Below are 4,291 nucleotides of genomic sequence, written 5' to 3'. Positions count from 1 at the left end.
GTCGGTGTCGGCGTCGTCCGGGGTGCGGTCCTGGCCGCCGTACGGCTTGCCCTCGGCGACGGCGGTGCAGTCGCGCCGCAGGGCGGCGAGGGCGGCGCGGTCGCCGTCGAGGAGGCCACGCAGCTCGGAGACGCCGGGGAGGGAGCCGTACGCCGCCTGGTAGGCGCCGATGAGCTGGCCGAGGGCGGTGACGGCAGGCCGGCCGTGCGCCCAGTCGGCCTCGTCGCCGCCGAGCAGGGCCTCGGCGAGCAGGGCGGCGGCCTCGTCGGGGTCGGCGGTGCCGCCGTAGAGGTCGAGGTCGTGCGGGGAGGAGGGGTCGGCGATGCGGATGACGACGTCGTACGCGTCGTCGTCGCCCAGCGGCGCACCGGCGGCGCCGACGGCGACGACGGCGGCGAGCCCGGCGAGGGCCTGCAGGCAGAGCAGCTCGGTGACGGGGCCGGTGACGCGGTCGCCGACGACGTTGCCGGCGGGGCCGACGGCGAGTAACCCGGTGCCGAGGAGCCCGGTTTCGAGGGCGACGGCGCCGCCGCGGTAGGCGTGGGGGTTGCGCTTGTCGTCGGGGGCGGCGCCGATGCGGACCTGGCCGGTGACGAGGTCGTGCCGGTACGCGCGGCGGCCGATGTCGCGGAGGCCGGAGGGGTGCGGGCAGGCGGCGGGCCCGTCGCGGCGCACGGAGTCGGCGAACGCCCGCAGCCGCTCGGGGCGGGCCCGCACGGACTCCCAGGCCCGGGCTATCCGCGCCAGGTCGACGTCGTTCATCCCCCCGGCCCGCGCGGCCCCACCCAACACCTCCGCCTCCCCCACCAACCCGGCAGCCCGCAACTCAGGCCAAGCCACAGGATCCTCGGCCCCGGCGTCCTCCGGGCTCCGGTCGGCCTCCGGGTTGCTGAGGACGGGCGCCAGGAAGCGGGTCCACACCTCCTGCCACCGCCCGGCGCGGCCGAAGACGTACACGAGCAGCAGGATGAACAGCCCGTAGTAGACGTACCCCGCGACGACCATCGGGGCGGATCCCCGCCAGGAGTCCAGCGTGATCCAGTCGAACGGCCACAGCCAGATGGTGATGACGCCGTTCCAGCACAGCGACCACACGATCAACCCGCTGACCAGAGCGAACGCGGCACCTCCGAGCAGCTGCCGATCGGAGGTCCGGTCCGGCTCCTCAGCCGGCCGGGGTACGTGCCCGAACCGCCAGATCCCCGGCCCCGCCTCCGGCCGCGGCGTGCGCATCCACCGGACGAAGGGGTTCTCCCATGCTTCGGCCTCGCCGCCCTCGGCGGACCCGGGCTGCGCACCCGCCCGCCCGCCCCGGGACTGCGGCGGCACCGCGGGCGCGATGGGCGGCTGCGCGGGCCACGCGGGACGGCGAGGTCGATCCCCGTGCTCCGGTCCCGACTTCCGCGGCCCGAGTCGGCCGTCCTCGCCCATGTTCCGCTCTTTCCTTCCGCGGGGCCCGATCCGATCCCGGATCCAGCCCTGACCTTGCGTCCCTGCGCCCCGTCCGGCGCCGGCCGGCAACTCGGCGCCGTCCCGCCCAACTTAGCGCGTGCCGCCCACCGACCCGGTGCCCGTCCGCGGCGCGCGTCAACCGCTCCCGTACGCTCACGCGCGCCACCGCAGTCACACATCCGCCCCCCGCGTCGTCCTCAAGGCATGAGAAACACCACCGCCGGGGCGCCCCCGCCCGCCGACCCCCCAGGCCACCTCGCGAAGGAGGCGGTGAGCATGGCGTACGAGGACGATCTCGCCCGGGCCTTCGAGGTCGAGCGGCCCCGCCTGCTGCGGGTCGCGTACTCCACCACCGGCTCCCTCGCCGAGGCCGAGGACTGCGTGCAGGAGTCCTGGCTGCGGCTGCGCCGCGTGCCCGACCCCGGGGCGATCCGCGATCTGCGCGGCTGGCTCACCACCGCCGTCGGGCGGCTCGCGCTCGATGCCCTGGGCAGCGCCCGCTCCCGGCGCGAGCGGTACGTGGGCACCTGGCTGCCCGAGCCGCTGGTGGAGCGGGCCGGGGCCGTCGCGTCGGACCCGGCGGAGCGGGTGACGCTCGACGAGTCGGTGAGCATGGCCCTGCTCGTCGTGCTGGACGAGTTGTCACCCGCGCAGCGCACCGCTTTCCTCCTCCACGACGTCTTCGGCATGCCCTTCGGCCAGGTCGCCGAGGTCGTCGGCCGCACCCCGGCCGCCGTGCGCCAACTGGCCTCCCGCGCTCGGCGGCACGTCGAGGGGAACCGCCCGCACACGCCCGCGCCGCGGGCGGAGCAGTGGCGGCTGGTGCACGCGTTCGCCGCCGCCTGCCGGGAGGGCGATCTGGAGGGGCTGGTGCGGCTGCTCGATCCGGAGGTGGCGTGGCGCGGGGACGGCGGCGGGCTGGTGTCGACGCTGCCGGGCGTGGTGCGGGGCGCGAAGCGGGTGGCGCACGGGCTGATCGCGTTCGGCCGCGGGCCGATGCCGCCCGGCTCCCTGCGCGTGGCCACCGTCAACGGGGCCGCCGGGCTGCTGTTCTACGCGTCGGAGGGGGACGTGTCGGTGGCCTCGTTCACGGTGGACCGCGGGCGGATCACGGCGATCGACGTGCAGCGCAACCCGGAGAAGCTGACGTCGGTCCGCTGCCCGGGGGCGTAGGCGGGGCGCGGGCCCGTACGAAGTGCGGATCCGTACGAGCCCGACGCCCGCCCCCGCGCCCCGTACGCCGTACGCCCGCGCTCCCCCCTTCCGCGCGCCCCCCGCGTTTTCCCAGCTCACCCGCCCCCTGTCCAAGGTGGACAAAGCGACACGGCACACCGCTCCCCCGCGTAGCATGCCCCCACCCGGCGCCCGGCCCTAGCCTGCGGGGGAGAGCATCGTCGTCCGGACCCGGAGGAGACCCCCATGACCAGCGCTTCCGCCACCGCAGGCGCCGCGCTCCCCCAGGAGCGGCGGCTTGTCACCCCGATCCCGGGGCCGAAGTCCCAGGAGCTGATGGCCCGCAAGAACGGCACCGTGGCACAGGGCGTGGGCACGGTGATGCCCGTCTTCGCCGCCCGTGCCGCCGGCGGCGTCGTCGAGGACGTCGACGGCAACCGGTTCATCGACTTCGGCGCCGGCATCGCCGTCACGTCCGTCGGCAACAGCGCCGAGGCCGTCGTCCGCCGCGCGTCCGCGCAGCTGGCCGACTTCACGCACACCTGCATGATGGTCACCCCGTACGAGGGCTACGTGGAGGTCTGCGAGCAGCTCGCCGAGCTGACCCCCGGGGACCACGCCAAGAAGTCGGCGCTCTTCAACTCCGGCGCCGAGGCCGTGGAGAACGCCGTCAAGATCGCCCGTTCGTACACCGGCCGCCAGGCCGTCGTCGTCTTCGACCACGGCTACCACGGGCGCACGAACCTCACCATGGCGCTCACCGCCAAGGACATGCCGTACAAGCACGGCTTCGGCCCCTTCGCGCCGGAGATCTACCGCGTGCCCGTCGCCTACCCGTACCGCTGGCTGACCGGCCCCGAGAACTGCGCCGAGGAGGCAGCGGCGCAGGCCGTGGACCTGATCAGCAAGCAGGTCGGCGCCGAGAACGTGGCGGCGATCGTCATCGAGCCGATCCTCGGCGAGGGCGGCTTCATCGTGCCGGCGCCCGGCTTCCTGCCGCGGATCGCGCAGTTCGCGAAGGACAACGGCATCGTCTTCGTCGCGGACGAGATCCAGTCCGGCTTCTGCCGTACGGGCAGCTGGTTCGCCTCCGAGGAGGAGGGCGTCGTCCCCGACCTCATCACCACCGCCAAGGGCATCGCCGGCGGGCTGCCGCTGGCCGCGGTCACCGGCCGCGCGGAGATCATGGACGCCCCGCACGTCGGCGGCCTCGGCGGCACGTACGGCGGCAACCCGGTGGCGTGCGCCGCCGCGCTCGGCGCCATCGAGACGATGCGCGAGCTGGACCTGAACGCGAAGGCCCGGCGCATCGAGGAGATCATGAAGAGCCGGCTGCTGGAGCTCCAGCAGAAGCACGACGCCATCGGCGAGGTGCGCGGGCGGGGTGCGATGCTTGCCATCGAGCTGGTCAAGCCGGGGACGAAGGACCCCGACCCGCAGCTGACCGCGGCGCTGGCCAAGGCGTGCCATGCGGAGGGGCTGCTGGTGCTGACCACCGGGACGTACGGGAACGTGATGCGCTTCCTGCCGCCGCTGGTGATCGGCGAGGACCTGCTCGCCGAGGGGCTGGACATTCTGGAAGGGGCGCTCTCGCGGAACGCGTGAGGCAGGCGGTACGGGCACGGCGCACCCCGCGCCGGTCTGCGGTGCGGGGTGCGGAGCGGGC

Annotated in this window: 2 protein-coding genes and 1 pseudogene; 2 read left to right on the top strand and 1 reads right to left on the bottom strand. The window is 74.9% G+C overall.

The window, feature by feature from the left end; genetic code table 11:
- Positions 1–1,431, bottom strand: a pseudogene (locus H5J30_RS19540) (ATP-binding protein); the annotation flags it as partial.
- Between the two features lie 297 nt (positions 1,432–1,728).
- Here H5J30_RS19540 and sigJ point away from each other — a divergent pair.
- Both sigJ and gabT read left to right on the top strand, forming a co-directional pair.
- Positions 1,729–2,625: an RNA polymerase sigma factor SigJ gene (gene sigJ, locus H5J30_RS19535; protein ID WP_181788703.1), complete on the top strand. Its 897-nt coding sequence runs from the start codon at positions 1,729–1,731 to the stop codon at positions 2,623–2,625.
- Between the two features lie 246 nt (positions 2,626–2,871).
- A complete protein-coding gene (gabT, locus tag H5J30_RS19530) occupies positions 2,872–4,230 on the top strand; it encodes a 4-aminobutyrate--2-oxoglutarate transaminase (RefSeq protein WP_181788702.1) in 1,359 nt (452 codons plus the stop codon).
- Positions 4,231–4,291: the final 61 nt, after the last annotated feature.

Source organism: Streptomyces phytophilus (assembly GCF_013870535.1).
Classification (GTDB): Bacteria; Actinomycetota; Actinomycetes; order Streptomycetales; family Streptomycetaceae; genus Streptomyces; species Streptomyces phytophilus.
The sequence above is the reverse complement of the archived record's forward strand: the minus strand, read 5'-3'. Positions and strand labels throughout refer to the sequence as shown.